Annotated in this window: 14 protein-coding genes; 7 read left to right on the forward strand and 7 right to left on the reverse strand. The window is 63.8% G+C overall.

Features of this window, described 5'->3' with window-relative positions; genetic code table 11:
- Positions 1–161: 161 nt before the first annotated feature.
- The 3 genes from rpsR to AC0L28_RS11245 form a co-directional block, all read right to left on the reverse strand.
- Positions 162–410, reverse strand: a complete 249-nt coding sequence (gene rpsR / locus AC0L28_RS11235) for a 30S ribosomal protein S18 (protein WP_006203718.1) — start codon at positions 408–410, stop codon at positions 162–164.
- Positions 410–901 (reverse strand): 30S ribosomal protein S6, encoded by a 492-nt coding sequence (gene rpsF / locus AC0L28_RS11240; protein WP_023800709.1) that lies wholly within the window; start codon positions 899–901, stop codon positions 410–412. The genes rpsR and rpsF overlap by 1 nt, the downstream gene beginning before the upstream one ends.
- Positions 902–1199: 298 nt before the next feature.
- Positions 1200–3125 carry an LTA synthase family protein gene (locus AC0L28_RS11245; RefSeq protein WP_473477409.1) on the reverse strand — a complete coding sequence of 642 codons (1926 nt, stop codon included), beginning with the start codon at positions 3123–3125 and terminating at the stop codon, positions 1200–1202.
- Positions 3126–3392: 267 nt separating this feature from the next.
- Here AC0L28_RS11245 and fabD point away from each other — a divergent pair, with 267 nt between their 5' ends.
- The 7 genes from fabD to gmk all read left to right on the forward strand — a co-directional run bounded on the left by fabD (position 3393) and on the right by gmk (position 9945).
- Positions 3393–4334, forward strand: coding sequence for an ACP S-malonyltransferase (gene fabD / locus AC0L28_RS11250; protein ID WP_287214301.1), 942 nt, complete (start codon positions 3393–3395; stop codon positions 4332–4334).
- Positions 4335–4394: 60 nt separating this feature from the next.
- Positions 4395–5132: a 3-oxoacyl-[acyl-carrier-protein] reductase gene (gene fabG, locus AC0L28_RS11255; protein WP_473477411.1), complete on the forward strand. Its 738-nt coding sequence runs from the start codon at positions 4395–4397 to the stop codon at positions 5130–5132.
- Positions 5133–5320: 188 nt separating this feature from the next.
- The gene (locus AC0L28_RS11260) at positions 5321–5557 is read left to right on the forward strand and encodes an acyl carrier protein (protein ID WP_006203723.1); all 237 of its coding nucleotides are present in this window, start codon (positions 5321–5323) and stop codon (positions 5555–5557) included.
- A gap of 34 nt (positions 5558–5591) precedes the next feature.
- Positions 5592–6854 (forward strand): beta-ketoacyl-ACP synthase II, encoded by a 1263-nt coding sequence (gene fabF, locus AC0L28_RS11265; RefSeq protein ID WP_419696608.1) that lies wholly within the window; start codon positions 5592–5594, stop codon positions 6852–6854.
- Between the two features lie 102 nt (positions 6855–6956).
- Positions 6957–8195, forward strand: coding sequence for an endolytic transglycosylase MltG (gene mltG, locus AC0L28_RS11270; protein WP_128172740.1), 1239 nt, complete (start codon positions 6957–6959; stop codon positions 8193–8195).
- A 179-nt stretch (positions 8196–8374) separates the two neighbouring features.
- Positions 8375–9265, forward strand: a complete 891-nt coding sequence (locus AC0L28_RS11275; protein WP_287174194.1) for a YicC/YloC family endoribonuclease — start codon at positions 8375–8377, stop codon at positions 9263–9265.
- Positions 9266–9270: 5 nt separating this feature from the next.
- The gene (gene gmk / locus AC0L28_RS11280; RefSeq protein WP_027152668.1) at positions 9271–9945 is read left to right on the forward strand and encodes a guanylate kinase; all 675 of its coding nucleotides are present in this window, start codon (positions 9271–9273) and stop codon (positions 9943–9945) included.
- A 12-nt stretch (positions 9946–9957) separates the two neighbouring features.
- On the opposite strand, the gene rsmA is transcribed toward gmk, so the two are convergent.
- From rsmA to AC0L28_RS11300, 4 genes are all read right to left on the reverse strand, one after another.
- Positions 9958–10797 (reverse strand): 16S rRNA (adenine(1518)-N(6)/adenine(1519)-N(6))-dimethyltransferase RsmA, encoded by an 840-nt coding sequence (gene rsmA / locus AC0L28_RS11285; RefSeq protein WP_287174196.1) that lies wholly within the window; start codon positions 10795–10797, stop codon positions 9958–9960.
- Between the two features lie 22 nt (positions 10798–10819).
- Complete coding sequence (gene pdxA, locus AC0L28_RS11290; RefSeq protein ID WP_473477509.1) at positions 10820–11848, reverse strand: 4-hydroxythreonine-4-phosphate dehydrogenase PdxA; 1029 nt, start codon at positions 11846–11848, stop codon at positions 10820–10822.
- On the reverse strand, positions 11845–12777 hold the full coding sequence (locus tag AC0L28_RS11295) for a peptidylprolyl isomerase (RefSeq protein ID WP_023800699.1): 933 nt from the start codon (positions 12775–12777) through the stop codon (positions 11845–11847). Before AC0L28_RS11295 ends, pdxA begins: the two co-directional genes overlap by 4 nt.
- Positions 12778–12982: 205 nt before the next feature.
- The gene (locus AC0L28_RS11300; protein WP_473477415.1) at positions 12983–15271 is read right to left on the reverse strand and encodes an LPS-assembly protein LptD; all 2289 of its coding nucleotides are present in this window, start codon (positions 15269–15271) and stop codon (positions 12983–12985) included.
- Positions 15272–15287: the final 16 nt, after the last annotated feature.

Genomic DNA, 15287 nt, shown 5'->3' on the forward strand with positions numbered 1-15287 from the left:
GTCGCGGCAGTTAGAGGTCTTCACCTCAACCCGGGATTTGATGGCAACCTGCGGCGCCCGTCGCCGTGGGAAAAGCGGGCGGCGAACCGCCCGCTGGCTAGACCATGATCCCGAAAAGTGGAAACCGGTTTTCGGATAAGATCTTGGTCACCTAATCAGTGTCAGCGAACCACGTAGGGCAGCAGGCCGAGGAAGCGGGCGCGCTTGATCGCCTTGGCGAGTTCGCGCTGCTTCTTCTGGCTGACGGCGGTGATGCGCGACGGCACGATCTTGCCGCGCTCGGAAATATAGCGCTGCAGAAGACGCACGTCCTTGTAGTCGATCTTGGGCGCGTTGGCGCCGGAGAACGGGCAAGTCTTGCGGCGGCGGTGAAACGGGCGCCGGGTCGGGATCTGGTTGATGTCGACCATTATTCTGCTCCCCCTTCAACAGCTTCGCGCGGACGGCGCGGGCCACGGTCTGCACCATCGCCACCGAAGCTGCGCGGCGGGCGATCGCCACGGTCGCCGCGATCGCGGTCGCCGAACGAGCGCGGGCCACGGTCACGGTCGCCGAAGCCGCCGCGTTCCGAGCGCTCTTCGCGCTTCTGCATCATTGCCGACGGGCCTTCCTCATGCGCATCGACCTTGATGGTGAGGAAACGCAGCACATCCTCGGACAGGCCCATCTGGCGCTCCATCTCGTTGAGCGCGGCCGGCGGGCAGGTGATGTCCATCAGCGTATAGTATGCCTTCCGGTTCTTGTTGACCCGGTAGGTGAGGGACTTCAGTCCCCAGTTCTCGACCCGGCCGACGGACCCGCCATTCGCGGAGATGACGCTCTTGTACTGTTCGACAAGCGCATCGACCTGCTGCTGCGAGAGGTCCTGCCGGGCAAGAAACACATGTTCGTAAAGAGCCATATTGTTCTTTGCCTTTCTTCGTTTCTCTCCCGGTCCCGGCGGCAAAAGCCTCTGCAACTTCTCTGACCCGGCGATCCCTGGCGGGGCGGGGAAGAAAGGAGCATGACGAGACGGTCGAGAGCGGAGACACGGGAGGCGGAAGCGCTTCTGGCTCCACACGAAGGTTTCGAAAAACCTCCGGCCCTCCGTTCAGCCCCCAGCAAGGACCGGCAGATTGCGGGCGTCTATACAGGAATTTGGCCGCAAGACAAGGGCGAGCCGAAAAACCACCGCGCTCAGGACGACATGTCGCGCATCTTCAGCTTGTATGCGGGACCCGCTTGTTCACCGTCTCCGGGAAGAAATCGGGCGCTGCACGGCGCTTGCCGAACATCATGTCGTATTGCAGCAGACGGAAATCGCGAATCGCCGGGTCGATTTGCTTCTTGCGCGCCCAGTCGGGCGTGTCCTCGCCCGTCGGCGTCAATAACAAATTGCGGTCGACGACGCTGTAGCGCTCGCGCATCTGGCCGAGGAAGCCGGTGTAATAGGGGTGGCTGATCCCGGCCGTGGTCAGGATATGGTAGGGCAGGAAAGCCGGGCTTACCGCACCCATGTCCGCGGTCGGCCCGGTGCGGTTCGACCATACCACCAGCGGCGTCTTGTGATGCAGCAGCATCTGGTCGGGCGGCTCCTTGCGCGGCGCGACGTTATCCCTAAGGAAGCCGGTCTCGACATAGACCGGACCGAGCGGCGGCAGATGGTCGCCGAAGAAGGCGATGACCGTCGGTCGCCGCCGGTTCTTCGCCCATTCGATGAGGCGCTCGAGGCTCTTGTCGGCGTCGGATGCGCCTTCCGTGAAGCTCAGCAGCGAATCCTTTGCCCACTGGCTGGTCGGAGCCTGCACCTTGTGGGTCGGATTGTAATAGCGATTCGGTTCGTAGGGTCCGTGGTTTTGCAGGCTGACGGCGAAGTAGAAGAACGGATCGTCCGTGGCGTCGGCTTCGCGGATGATCTCGTCGGTCATCGCCGCGTCCGACGTCAGCGGCCCGCGCTTTTCGAGATATGGCATGTTTTCTTCGGACTTGAAGTCATCGAAGCCGAAATCGGCATAGACCGGCGTTCGGTTCCAGAACCAGCTTGTACCCGGATGGATGGCGCGCGTCTCATAGCCCTGGCTCTTCAGGAACGTCGCCATCGACGGCACCGGCGCGCGGACATATTGCTGGTAGGGGATACTGCCGGCCGGCAGGAAGGCGTTGGAAAAGCCGGTCAGCGCCTCGAACTCGACATTGGCGGTCATGCCGCCGAATTCGGGCGAGAACACGTGGCCGGAGCGCAACGCCCGCACATTGGGAATCGGATCGGGCGTGATGGTGACGCCGGGCAGTTCGGTTGGATCCCAGAATGATTCGCTCATGACGATGATGATGTCTGGCTTCTCGGCCGGCACCGATGCCTTCACATCAGATCTTTCGATCGCCGCGATCGCCTTGTCGGAGTAGCCGGCAGGCGCGGGGACATGGGCCATTGGCACGTTGAGGGCGAAGGCCAGTGCGAAGCCGTTGGAGGCGTAATTTTCCTTCTGGTCCCACATGATCGGGATGATTTGCAGCCGGTCGCGGGTCCACGAGAACGTCGCGTAATCCATGATCGACACGAAGAAGGCGAGCAGCGGCACGGTCAGCGTCAGCCGGGCTAGGCGCCCCTTGCGACCGAGCGCCGGTACGCGGCGGCGCCACAGCCGCCAGCCATAAACGAGCAGCGAGAGGCTGCCGACGATGCCGACCGCCAGAGCGATGGCGGTTCCCGGACGTTCGCGCACCAGCAGCGGCATCAGCGCCACGATCTGACGTGAATAGAGGAAATCGGTCGGATAGAGCGGATCGCCGAGATAGAGCGATTTCTGGTGGCCGACAAAGGCCAGCGCAAGCGTCAGCGGCGCGACGATCATCAGGCTCTGGTGGCTGCGGCCGAGCACGGCATCGAGGCCGATGAGGATCAGCGCGAAGATGATGATGGTGGTCCAGCCCGGCTTGAAGGGCTGCAGGAAGAAGCCGACGGTGCCGGCAAAGTCGCCGCGCACGATCAGTTCGATGGCAAAAACCAGGATGGTGGCGGCGAGAAGGCTGACGAGGCCATAGCGGATAACAGGCCATTTCCGGCCCGGCAGATAGCCGGTGGCCGGATCGCCTTCTAGAAACTGTGGCGCGGATTTGCCAACGCCTTTCTTGATCCTTGCCACCTTACAATTCCCCCGACCATACACACAAGTGTCATTGAGCTGTCATCGATATGTCACGAAAAGCTAGCGTCTGTGGCTGAAATAAGAAGAGCCAGCAAACGAATCGTGAGCGATTTTCATCATGAGTGATCGAAAAAAAGCCTTTTGGAACAGGTACTCGGCCAGCGATACCGAGCCGGAGCGGCGCGGGTCGGGGTGCTAGCGGACTTGACTTGTCCGCCCGCCTTGCGTCACAGGCAGGAAAAATCAGCCGCTTGGGAGGCACGCATGGCCGTCGCATTCACCTTTCCGGGACAGGGCAGCCAGGCTGTCGGCATGGGCAAGGACCTCGCCGACGCCTTTCCGGAATCGCGGAAGATCTTCGAAGAGGTCGACGACGCGCTCGGCGAAAACCTGTCGAAGCTGATCTGGGAAGGGCCGGAAGAGAGGCTGACGCTGACCACCAATGCCCAGCCGGCGCTGATGGCTGTGTCGCTCGCCGCGATCCGGGCGCTGGAATCGCGCGGCCTCTCGCTGAAGCACAAGGTCGCCTATGTCGCCGGCCATTCGCTCGGCGAATATTCGGCACTTGCCGCCGCCGGTTTCGTTTCGGTCGCCGATGCCGCCCGGCTCTTGCGTATCCGCGGCAATGCCATGCAGGCGGCTGTGCCGGCCGGCGAGGGCGCCATGGCGGCGATCATCGGGCTGGAACAGGCCGATGTCGAAGCCGCCTGCGCTGAAGCGGCCAAAGATTCGATTTGCCAGATCGCCAACGACAATGGCGGTGGCCAACTGGTGATCTCCGGCGCCAGGGCGGCCGTCGAGCAGGCGGCGAAGCTGTGCACGGAAAAGGGCGCCAAGCGGGTGCTGATGCTGCAGGTCTCGGCGCCCTTCCATTCGGCGCTGATGGCACCGGCGGCCGAGGTCATGCGCGAGGCGCTGGCCGGCGTGACGAAGAACGCGCCGTTCGTACCCGTGGTTTCCAACGTGTCGGTCACGCCGTCCAGCGATCCGGATGCAATCGCCCACCGCCTGGTCGAACAGGTGACGGGGCGCGTGCGCTGGCGCGAAACGGTGGAATGGTTTGGCGCCAACGGCATTGCGACGCTGTACGAGGTGGGTGCCGGCAAGGTGCTGTCGGGACTGGCGCGGCGCATCAACCGCGACATCGCCACCGGCGCGGTCGGCACGCCGGCCGATGTCGAGGCGGCGCTGGCGGCGTTGGGGTGAACCACGCGTTTAGAGGTAGCCGAACTCACCCGGCTTGTACGATTGAGAAGAGGATAAGACATGTTTGAATTGACCGGCCGCAAGGCGCTCGTCACAGGCGCATCGGGAGGCATCGGCGAGGCGATCGCCAGGGTGCTGCATGCGCAGGGCGCTGTCGTCGGCCTGCACGGCACCCGCGTCGAGAAGCTGGAAACGCTGGCGGCCGAACTCGGCGACCGGGTCAAGCTGTTCCCGGCGAACCTTTCCAATCGCGACGAGGTCAAGGCGCTCGGCCAGAAGGCCGAGGCCGATCTCGAAGGCGTCGACATTCTCGTGAACAATGCCGGCATCACCAAGGACGGGCTGTTCGTGCGCATGGCGGACGCCGACTGGGATTCGGTGCTCGAGGTCAATCTGACCGCCGTGTTCCGGCTGACCCGCGAACTCACCCATCCGATGATGCGGCGCCGGCATGGCCGCATCATCAACATCACCTCTGTGGTTGCCGTCACCGGCAATCCCGGCCAAACCAACTACTGCGCCTCCAAGGCCGGCATGATCGGCTTTTCCAAGTCGCTGGCGCAGGAGATCGCCACGCGCAACATCACCGTCAACTGCGTCGCCCCGGGCTTCATCGAATCGGCGATGACCGACAAGCTCAACGACAAGCAGAAAGAGGCGATCATGGCGGCGATTCCGACACGGCGCATGGGCACCATCGCCGAAGTCGCCTCCGCCGTCGCCTACCTCGCTTCCAACGAAGCCGCCTATGTCACCGGCCAGACCATTCACGTCAATGGCGGCATGGCGATGATTTGACAGTTGCGGGAAACACCCCTTTTCGCCTTGGAGCCCGGCCGATTTTCGTGTAATGCGGCCCGCAACCCGGCGGTTCGGGCAAAAACCGGTCCGGTGCCGTTGCGTTTCCGACAGGACCATCTTTCAGCTTGATTAGCGGCATTCTGCCCGCTAACGAAGACAGACAAACAAAAGACGAGGATGCCCAAATGAGTGACACCGCAGAGCGCGTCAAGAAGATCGTTATCGAGCACCTTGGCGTCGATGCCGACAAGGTGACGGAGCAGGCGAGCTTCATCGATGATCTGGGCGCGGACAGTCTCGACACGGTCGAACTCGTCATGGCGTTCGAAGAAGAATTCGGCGTCGAGATCCCGGACGATGCGGCCGAAACCATCCTGACTGTCGGCGATGCGGTGAAGTACATCGACAAGGCTTCGGCCTGACGCTATTTGCAGTCATCACCGAGGAGGACCTGCGATGAGGCGTGTCGTCGTCACGGGCCTTGGGCTGCTTTCGCCGTTCGGCGTAGGCTTTGAGCACGGTTGGAAGGAACTTCTGACCGGCCGCAGCGCAGCCAAGCGGATCACCGAGTTCGAGGTGGAGGATCTTGCCTGCAAGGTCGCCCACGTCATCCCGCGCGGCAATGGTGAGAATGCCACCTTCAATCCCGAGACCGTTCTCGAGCCGAAGGAACTGCGCAAGATCGGCGACTTCATCCTCTACGGGATCGCGGCCGCCGACGAGGCGCTGAAGGATTCGGGGTGGGCGCCGAAGACGCATCAGGAGCAATGCGCCACCGGCGTGCTGATCGGCTCCGGCATCGGCGGCATCGAAGGCATCGCCGAGAACGCGATGATCCTGAAGGAGCGCGGTCCGCGCCGCATCAGCCCGTTCTTCATCCCCGGCCAGATCATCAATCTTGTATCCGGCCAGGTTTCGATCCGGCATGGGCTGAAAGGCCCCAACCACGCCGTCGTCACCGCTTGCTCCACTGGTGCGCATGCCATCGGCGATGCCGCCCGGCTGATCATGTGGGGCGATGCCGACGTGATGGTCGCAGGCGGCACGGAAGCGCCGGTGACGCGGCTGTCGATCGCCGGCTTCGCCGCTTGCCGGGCGCTGTCGACCGACCGCAACGACGCTCCGGAAACGGCCTCGCGTCCCTATGACCGCGACCGCGACGGCTTCGTCATGGGCGAGGGCGCCGGCGTCGTCATTCTGGAGGAACTGGAACACGCCAAGGCGCGCGGCGCCAAGATCTATGCCGAGGTCACCGGTTACGGCTTGACCGGCGATGCCTATCACATCACCGCGCCGGCCGAAGATGGTGACGGCGCCTTCCGTTGTATGGTTGCGGCGCTGAACCGGGCCAAGCTGACGCCCGCAGACGTCGACTACATCAATGCGCACGGCACCTCGACCATGGCTGACACGATCGAACTGGGCGCCGTCGAGCGGCTGGTCGGCAACGCCGCGTCGAAAATATCGATGTCGTCGACCAAGTCGTCGATAGGCCACCTTCTGGGTGCGGCGGGCGCCGCCGAGGCGATTTTTTCGATCCTCGCCATTCGCGACAACATCGCGCCGGCCACCATCAATCTCGACAACCCGGAGCGCGAATCGGCGATCGACCTGGTGCCGCACAAGCCGCGCGCCCGCCAAATCGACGTGGCGCTGTCCAATTCTTTCGGCTTCGGCGGCACCAACGCCTCGCTGGTCTTCCAGCGCTACAATGGCTGACCGGTCCGCCGACCGGCACGGTCTATGCGTGTCGTCAATTTTGCCATATTCGCCCCTACTGTGCCCAAGGGGGTTCGTTGCAAGACCAAACGGTAGGGCGCCATGAGCACAAATTCGGCGGACAACGGGCAATTCGGGCAACGGTCCGCACCGTCGGGTCCGATCGTGCCGAAAACGGCCAGCGAGGCATTGCGGCCTGAAGCCGGCACGCCGCCGCCCAAGCGCTCGCGCGCCTCGCGCAGCCAGTTCGTCGTATTCATGAACTTCGTCATCTCCCTGGTGATGCTGTTGGTTCTCGCGGCTGGCTTTGCATTGTATTTCGGCAAGCAGGAATTCAACGAGCCCGGCCCTTCGGCCAATGCCGACACCTTCCTGGTCAAGCCGAATACCGGCGTCCAGGAGATTGCAGAGCAGCTCGAGCGGCGCGGACTGATCAGCGATGCGCGCATCTTCCGCCTTGGCGTGCGCGCTTTTGGCAATGATTCCGCCCTGAAGGCCGGCGAATACGAGATCAAGCCGCAGGCCTCGATGCGCGACATCATGGAGTTGCTGAAGAGCGGCAAGTCGGTGATGTATTCGCTGACCGTCCCCGAGGGGCTGACGGTCGAGCAGGCGCTGCAGCGCATCGCCGACCAGGCAGCGCTCGACGGCGATATGCCGGGGACCATTCCACCCGAGGGCAGCCTTGCTACCGACACGCTGCGTTTCACCCGCGGCGCGACACGCCAGCAGATGGTCGAAAAGCTTTTGGCGGACCAGAAGAACCTTGTCGAGGAAGTCTGGCAGCGGCGCGCCCCCGATCTGCCTCTGGCCAGTGTCGAAGACTTCGTCACCCTGGCTTCGATCGTGGAGAAAGAGACGGGCAAGGGCGACGAACGCTCGCGGGTCGCGGCGGTCTTCCTCAACCGGTTGGCCAAGGGCATGCGGCTGCAGTCCGATCCGACCATTATCTACGGCCTGTTCGGCGGCAAGGGCAAACCCGCCGACCGCCCGATCTATCAGTCTGACATCAAGAAGCCGACGCCCTACAACACTTATCTGATCAACGGCTTGCCGCCGACGCCGATCGCCAATCCTGGCCGTGCGGCACTGGAAGCCGTCGCCAATCCGTCGAAGACCGACGACCTGTATTTCGTTGCCGACGGCACCGGCGGTCACGTCTTTGCCGCGACGCTGGCCGAGCACAACGAGAACGTCGCCCGCTACCGGGCGCTGCAGAAGGAACTGGCCGATGAAGCCGCCAAGGCCGGTGCTGCCAAGGCCGACGCCGCCAAGGTGGAAGGTCAGACCGACGCGCCGGTTGACGACGGCGATGGCGACGCCGGAGCGGCGGCGCAGTAGCGCCCGGACGGTTGTGAAGTCGTCCCTCCGATTCGTCTGACGGCCGGGACGTGCTGATTTTGTCATCAGGAGCGCCCTGCGTCCGATTCGACGCGAACAGGCGCTCCGGATTTTGAAGCCGCGCACGATCTGGCCCGGAACCGCTTCTGGGATCATGCGCCAGGGGAAGCAAGGGCATCATGAATTTGCAGAGCATGACCGGTTTTGCACGGGCCGTCGCCGAACATGACGGCACGTCGATCGCCTGGGAGGTGAAGTCGGTCAACGGCAAGAGCGTCGAGGTCAGGCTGCGGCTGCCGCAAGGCCTCGAGCGGCTTGAGCCGGCCGTCAGGCAGACGGTGCAGAAGCGCTTTGCGCGCGGCAATTTCCAGGCAACGTTGACCGTCGGCCGCGCACCCGGCCAGCAGGCGCAGCCCGTGGTCAACGAGGCCTTCCTGAGAGATCTGGCGGGGCTGGCCCAGCGGCTGCAGGAGATGTTCGGCGCAGCGCCTGCGACAGCCGACGGGCTGCTTTCGCTGCGCGGCGTGCTCGACATCCCCGAAACCGTCGAAACCGAAGAGGCGCGGGCGGCGCTTGACAGCGCGATACTCTCGGCGCTCGAAGTGGCGCTGGGCGGGCTGGAGCAGGCACGCCAGGGCGAGGGCGCCGCCCTGCGCTCGCTGCTGTCCGGTCATATCGACGCTATCGAGGCGCTGACGCTGCGCGCCGAGGCCGATCCGTCGCGCGAGCCGGCGGTGATCCGCGAACGGATTACCGAGCAGGTGCGGCTGCTGATGGATGCCTCCGCCAATCTCGATGCCAGCCGGTTGCATATGGAAGCGGCGTTCCTGGCCACCAAGGCCGACATCCGCGAGGAGATCGACCGACTGAAGACACATGTTGCATCCGGCCGGGTGCTGCTGGCAGGCGGCGGCGCCATCGGCCGCAAGCTCGATTTTCTGGCGCAGGAATTCAACCGCGAATCGAATACGCTGTGTTCGAAGTCGAACGCCGCTGCGATCACCGCCATAGGGCTGGAGCTGAAAGCGGTCGTCGACCAGTTTCGCGAACAGGTCCAGAATCTGGAGTAACCCTGATGGTCGCCAAGGAGCCTATGGTTGCCAGGGATTTGGGTTCCCGCATTCGCCGGCGGGGTTTGATGCTCGTGCTGTCGTCGCCGTCCGGCGCCGGCAAGTCGACGATCGCGCGCAATCTTCTGGAGAGCGATTCCAGTCTCGAACTGTCGGTCTCCGTCACCACGCGGCCGCGCCGCGGCAGCGAGATCGAAGGCGTCCACTATCATTTCCGCACCATGCGTGAGTTCGAGCGGCTGCGCGATTCGGACGAACTGCTTGAATGGGCCGAAGTGCATGGCAATTGCTATGCCACGCCGCGTGAGCCGGCCGAACTGGCGCTGGCACAGGGCCGCGACATGTTGTTCGACATCGACTGGCAGGGCGCCCAGCAGCTCAAGGAGAAGATGCGCGCCGACATCGTCTCGATCTTCATCTTGCCGCCCTCGATGAAAGAGTTGAAGGCGCGGCTGAAGCGCCGCGCCGAGGACCAGGAATCGGTGATCGAGACGCGTCTGAAGAACGCTCGCAACGAGATTGAGCACTGGAAGGAATATGATTTCGTCATCATCAACGACGATCTCGACCGTGCCTTCGCCGAGGTACGCGGCATAGTCATCGCCGAGCGGCTCAGACGCGACCGCCGGCCCGGGCTGTTCGATTTCGTCTCGGGGCTGCTCGATGAGAAGACGGACTAGGGGCCGCCGCAATCACACCGCGTTGGTCAGTCGCACGAATTCCTCGACGCTCAAGGTTTCCGCCCGCCGCGTCGGATCGATGCCGGCGCGGGTGAGCAGGGCTTCGCCGCCGAGGCTCCTGACGCTCTGCCGCAGCATTTTGCGGCGCTGGCCGAAGGCCGCTTCGGTAACGCGGCCGAGCTTCTTGACTTCGGCGGGCAGCGGATTGGCCCGCGGCACCAGATGCACCACCGACGACACCACCTTGGGCGGCGGCGTGAAGGCTTGCGGCGGCACGTCGAAAGCGATTTTTGCCTCCGTCCGCCAGCCTGCCAGCACGCCCAGCCGGCCATAGGCATCGCTGCCGGGGCGGGCGACGATGCGCTCGGCCACCTCGCGCTGGAACATAAGCGTCATCGATGCGTAAAAGGGCGGCCACTCGGCGACGGTCAGCCAGCGTATCAAAAGTTCGGTGCCGATATTGTAGGGGAGGTTGGCGACGATCCTCACAGATCCATTGCCTCCATGTGCGCCTTCGGCAAGCGCTGCAAAATCCGTCTTCAACGCGTCGCCGGCAATGATTTCCAAACGGCCCGGATAGTGATCTGACACCTCCGCGAGCGCTGCCAGGCAGCGCTCGTCGCGCTCGATGGCGATGACCCGAGCCGCGCCGTGAGAAAGCAGCGCCCGGGTCAGGCCACCTGGACCCGGACCGACCTCGATTACCGTGGCGTCGGTCAGGTCGCCGGCGGCACGCGCGACCTTGCCGGTAAGGTTGAGGTCGAGCAGGAAATTCTGGCCGAGCGCCTTTTTTGCCTGCAACCCATGGCGTTCGATCACCGCGCGTAACGGCGGCAGCCCGTCGATGCTCATGCGACCGCTCTCATGCAAAGCCTCATGCGGCGGCAGCCTTCGCCCCGATGTCCGCAAGCCTGCGGGCGAGCCTGAGCGCCGCGATCAGGCTGTCGGTCCGGGCTATGCCCTTGCCGGCGATATCGAAAGCGGTGCCGTGATCCGGTGAAGTGCGGATGAAGGGTAGGCCGAGCGTAACGTTGACCGCCTCGTCGAACGCCAGCGCCTGAGCCGGGATTAGCGCCTGATCGTGATACATGCACAGCGCCACATCGTAGCCGGCTCGGGCGCGGGCGCGGAACAGCGTGTCGGCCGGCAGCGGCCCGAAAGCGTCGATGCCCTCCGCCCTCAGCCTTTCGATCGCCGGGCGGATGAGGCGCTCGTCCTCGGCGCCCATCGCGCCGCCTTTACCGGCATGCGGATTGAGGCCGGCAACGGCAAGCCGCGGCTTGGCAATGCCGAAGCGATATTCGAGGTCGGCGGCGGTGATGCGGGCGGTCGCGACGATCAATTCCGTCGTCAGCGCTTCCGGCACCTCGCGCAGTGCAATGTGGATGGTGACCGGAACCGTGCGCAACTCGGGACCGGCAAGCATCATCACCGGCATCGCTTGTGCGCCGGTGTGGAGCGTCGCCAGATGCGCCAGATACTCAGTGTGACCGGGAAAACGGAAGCCGGCATCGTAGAGCGGCTTCTTGGCGATCGGGCACGAAACGACCGCCGCCGCGCGACCGCCAAGGCAGTCGTCAACAGCGCGGTCGATGGCCTCGATGATGCCGGCGGCGTTGGCCGGGTCCGGCCGGCCGGGGTCGTCGACGAAGCGGGCGCCAAGCGGCATGACGGGCAGGGCGCGCTCAAAGACGCGCTCCGCTTCGGCTGGCACTGTCTCCGTGATTGGCACATCGGCGCCGAGCAGGCGCGCCCGTGCGGCAATCAGCGCCGGATCGGCTATAAGGTAGAAGGGCGGCACACCTGCGCTGTCGCGCGCCTGCCAGGCGGCAATGGCGATTTCCGGCCCAACACCGGATGGATCACCGGCGCTCAGCGCCAGCGCTGCCTCTGGCGGCTTCAGCGCTCGACGATGCGGGCTTTCTTCCGCAACTCCTCGACATATTTCGTGGAGAGTTCGTCGGCGTCCTTGCCACTCGAGCCTTCGCTCTGGAACACCATCTGGGCGGCCTTGTCGTCGGACACTTCGCGCGACGAGCAGATGCCGATGAACTCGACGCCGCGGTCTGTTTCGCGCGTGGGGGTGGCGCCGCCGACCTTGGTGGCCTTGATCTGGTCGGCCCAGTCCGGCGGCAATTGCGGCGCCAGTATCCGGCCGAGATCGCGAACGGTGACGTCGATCAGGCCCTTGGCGAATTCGCGCGAGGTGTTGCAGCCGTTGAAGCGGGCGCGCATGGCGTCGGCCTCGCGCTTGCGCTTGGACAGCGTCGCGCTGCGCTCGGCCGCCGGCACGACGAAAATGACCTGCTGCAGCATGTACTCCATGGCGGTCGGCTTGTTGCCGCCCTTGTCGAGCATGCGCCTGACTGCGTCCTGCTCGCTCACGGAGCCGCCGCTCTCTGAGCGATGGCGCGCGGTCAGCGCCTGGTTCCAGGCCATCTGGGAGCGGATGAACTCCTTGAAATGCTCCTTGCCGACGCCGGACTGCGCCATGACGCCATCGAGTTGCTTGAGCTGCATCTTGTTGGTCGTGGCAAAGCGCTGATAGGCGGCCTCGACCTGGGCGTCGCTGATGCGGATGCCGAGACGCTTGGCTTCGGCGACGCGCAGCGTCTGCTCGATCATTTCCTCGGCGGCATTGCCCTTCTTGCGCTGCAGGCGCAGGAAGGCAGCCCGATGCTGGATGTCGCCAGTGGTGATCGGTACGTTGTTGACGACGTATTTGATCTGGCTGGCGAAAGCCGGCGGCGTCATCATGGTGATCGAGGCTGAGGTCGCCGCCACCAGCAGCGCGAACCCTGCCGAAAAGAGGTATTTCCTCATCGAAAGCATCCCAATCCTATCTCGGTTGCGGCCCAATTTTATCGCATTTTGAGGGAACTGGAACCCGTGCCTGCCCTATGCGGCGAAACGATGTCGTTAGCTGCGAAGTGCGTCCACTTTGACGCACGACGTATGCTCAAGACACTTTGAATTTTTCGGGCTGGTGTGTTGGCCGGCCGCCCGTTCCGCCTGTCCGTTATTGGCCAGTGGTCTGCTACTGGACAGTGTTGAAGGAGCTTTGCGTCGAGCCGAAATCGCCGAGCGTGCGAAACGACAGGTTGAAACCGATATTCTGCGACACTTCCTTGGTGCTCAGGTCGCGGGATTCCGAGAACGTCATCAAGTAGGTGAAGCAATCATCACTATAGGCAAAGCCGACCCCGTCCTTGACCAGGACGCTTTGCTCGAGATCGTAGGTGCCGGTACCGAAGACACGCCAGTTCTCAGCAAGTTGCGCCGAGGCGCCGAGCGTGACCTCGTGACGATCGGTCGTGAAACCATAGAGCGGCTGAGCCTGGATGAAGGCGTATTTGGCGCTGAACGAAATCGGCAGGCCGGAATAGGCTGCCTTCACCTCGGCGCGGCGAATCTCGAAGCTCTGCTCGTCGAAGCGGCCGCTGACCGAGCCGGAAAGCCCGCCGGGGCTGTTGAAGCCGACAAGGCCGACATAATCGGAGCTCGCGGTCTCCAGGCCCGAATCTTCGCCGACGTTGACCAGGTCCGGCGCGTCGAAGGAGTTCTGGCCGTCAAGCTGGTAGGATTGGCCGAATAGCGCGTTGGTGCTCCAGCCATTGTCATAGGCGCCGGAATAGCGCAGCCCGACATTGGCGCGCGTGCCGCCTTCCAAGCGGTCGTAGCCGGAGAACTTGTCGCGCTCGAACAATGTAGTGGCATCAAAGACGAAGCTCTGCGCGTCCTCGTTGGGAACAGCGAGGCCGCCGACATATTGCTCGTTCGGACGCACGAACACCTGCGCCATCGGCTCGAAGATGTGACTGGAACTGGTCGACGAGAACAGCACCGGCCAGCGCATTTCCAGTCCGGCGGTTGCCATGAAGCGGGCGAGCGACGATCGCGTATCGTCGTCGACGCCGAGGTTAGACGCCATCTGATTGATGGCATTGAGCGATCCCGAAGAGGCGTTGACATAGCCGGCATCGCCGCGCAGCGCCAGCAGGGGCGTCAGCAGCAGCCCGCCATCGGTGGTGAAGGTGCGCTTCCATTCCGCTTCGGCAGTGAGACGGCCCGATTGGCCCTCGATGCCGCGTACACTGGTGACGGACGCAGCGTTGTTCGGATCGGCAAGGGCCCTATCCAGCCTGTCGCGGCTGATAGCCTGCGCGTTGATATTGAGCGACAGCTGCCCGCCGCCCACCGCCATGTCGGGGATGTAGGCGTAGTCGAGCGAGGGCAGCACCCAGGGCTGTTTGCCGGCGCGCGCGGTCGGATCGTCAGGGAGTGCCTCTTCCTGGACCACAAAGCGCATGGCGCGCACGTCGAAATAGTTGCGGCCGTTGAGGCCGGTCAGGTAGATCGAGGAGCGATGCACGCTGTCGCCGAAGTCTTCGATGGCGTAGGTGCGCGAGAAGTTCTTGTCGGTCTGCAGCAGGACGTCCCAGCCGAAGTCCCAGCGCGGATTGATAGCGAACTGGCCCTTGGTGCCCATCATGCCGCGGAACTCGTTCGGGTCGCCGGCCGCACCCGAATCGACATTGCGCCCGTCGTCGTCGATAAACTCGTCGGGATCCTCTTGCCGGATGCCGGCGATCTTCAGACTGTACTGGCCGTTGTTGAAGCGCTGGCGCCACTCGGCTTCGCCGAGAAAGCCCTGCCTGGTATAGCCGCTGCCGGTGACGGTGAGGTCGTAGGTTGGTGAGAGCGCGAAATAATAGGGGACTTTGACGCCGAGGCCGAGGTCGCTCTTGTAAGCGATGCTGGGGATCAGGAAGCCGCTCTTGCGCTTGACGGTCGGGTCGGCAATCTCGAAGGCCGGCAGATAGGCGAGCGGAAAGCCGAAGAACTCGAAATTCGAATTCTCGAAGCGAACCGTCTTCTTTTCGCCGTTCCAGATGATCTTTCTGGCCTTGATGCGCCAGGTCGGCGCTTTGTCCGGCTTGTCCTCGCACGGCTCGCAGGCCGTGTAGACGCCGTTGTGGAACGTCGTCAGCACGCCGCCCATGCGTTCCGCGCTTTCGGCGGCGAAATAGGTCTTGTCGACGGTTTCGACACGCAGCGCGTTGACGAAGCCGTCGGCAAAATCGTCGGTGATGTCGACATGCTGCGAATAGATCTTGGTGCCGTCGCTGTTGATGACCTCGACATTGCCGCTGGCGACGAGCCGCTTGGTGTTGCGATTGTATTCCACCCGCTGGGCGACGAGGCGGTTGCCGCCATAATCGATCTGCACGCCGCCGACGGCCGTTACGGTCTGGTTGTCATTGTCATAGACCAGCGTATCTGCCGCCAGCAGCATTTGCGAACCGGTGGGAACGTCGGCTGCCATGCCGCTGATATCCTGG

The sequence above is a fragment of the Mesorhizobium sp. WSM4847 genome (assembly GCF_055811335.1).

What these genes read in the sequence shown, in the direction of transcription:
- rpsR (WP_006203718.1), bottom strand. Translation starts at nt 410, where the DNA reads ATGGTCGACATCAACCAGATCCCGACCCGGCGCCCGTTTCACCGCCGC.
- rpsF (WP_023800709.1), bottom strand. Translation starts at nt 901, where the DNA reads ATGGCTCTTTACGAACATGTGTTTCTTGCCCGGCAGGACCTCTCGCAG.
- fabD (WP_287214301.1), top strand. Translation starts at nt 3,393, where the DNA reads ATGGCCGTCGCATTCACCTTTCCGGGACAGGGCAGCCAGGCTGTCGGC.
- fabG (WP_473477411.1), top strand. Translation starts at nt 4,395, where the DNA reads ATGTTTGAATTGACCGGCCGCAAGGCGCTCGTCACAGGCGCATCGGGA.
- AC0L28_RS11260 (WP_006203723.1), top strand. Translation starts at nt 5,321, where the DNA reads ATGAGTGACACCGCAGAGCGCGTCAAGAAGATCGTTATCGAGCACCTT.
- fabF (WP_419696608.1), top strand. Translation starts at nt 5,592, where the DNA reads ATGAGGCGTGTCGTCGTCACGGGCCTTGGGCTGCTTTCGCCGTTCGGC.
- mltG (WP_128172740.1), top strand. Translation starts at nt 6,957, where the DNA reads ATGAGCACAAATTCGGCGGACAACGGGCAATTCGGGCAACGGTCCGCA.
- AC0L28_RS11275 (WP_287174194.1), top strand. Translation starts at nt 8,375, where the DNA reads ATGAATTTGCAGAGCATGACCGGTTTTGCACGGGCCGTCGCCGAACAT.
- gmk (WP_027152668.1), top strand. Translation starts at nt 9,271, where the DNA reads ATGGTCGCCAAGGAGCCTATGGTTGCCAGGGATTTGGGTTCCCGCATT.
- rsmA (WP_287174196.1), bottom strand. Translation starts at nt 10,797, where the DNA reads ATGAGCATCGACGGGCTGCCGCCGTTACGCGCGGTGATCGAACGCCAT.
- AC0L28_RS11295 (WP_023800699.1), bottom strand. Translation starts at nt 12,777, where the DNA reads ATGCTTTCGATGAGGAAATACCTCTTTTCGGCAGGGTTCGCGCTGCTG.
- AC0L28_RS11300 (WP_473477415.1), bottom strand. Translation starts at nt 15,271, where the DNA reads ATGGCAGCCGACGTTCCCACCGGTTCGCAAATGCTGCTGGCGGCAGAT.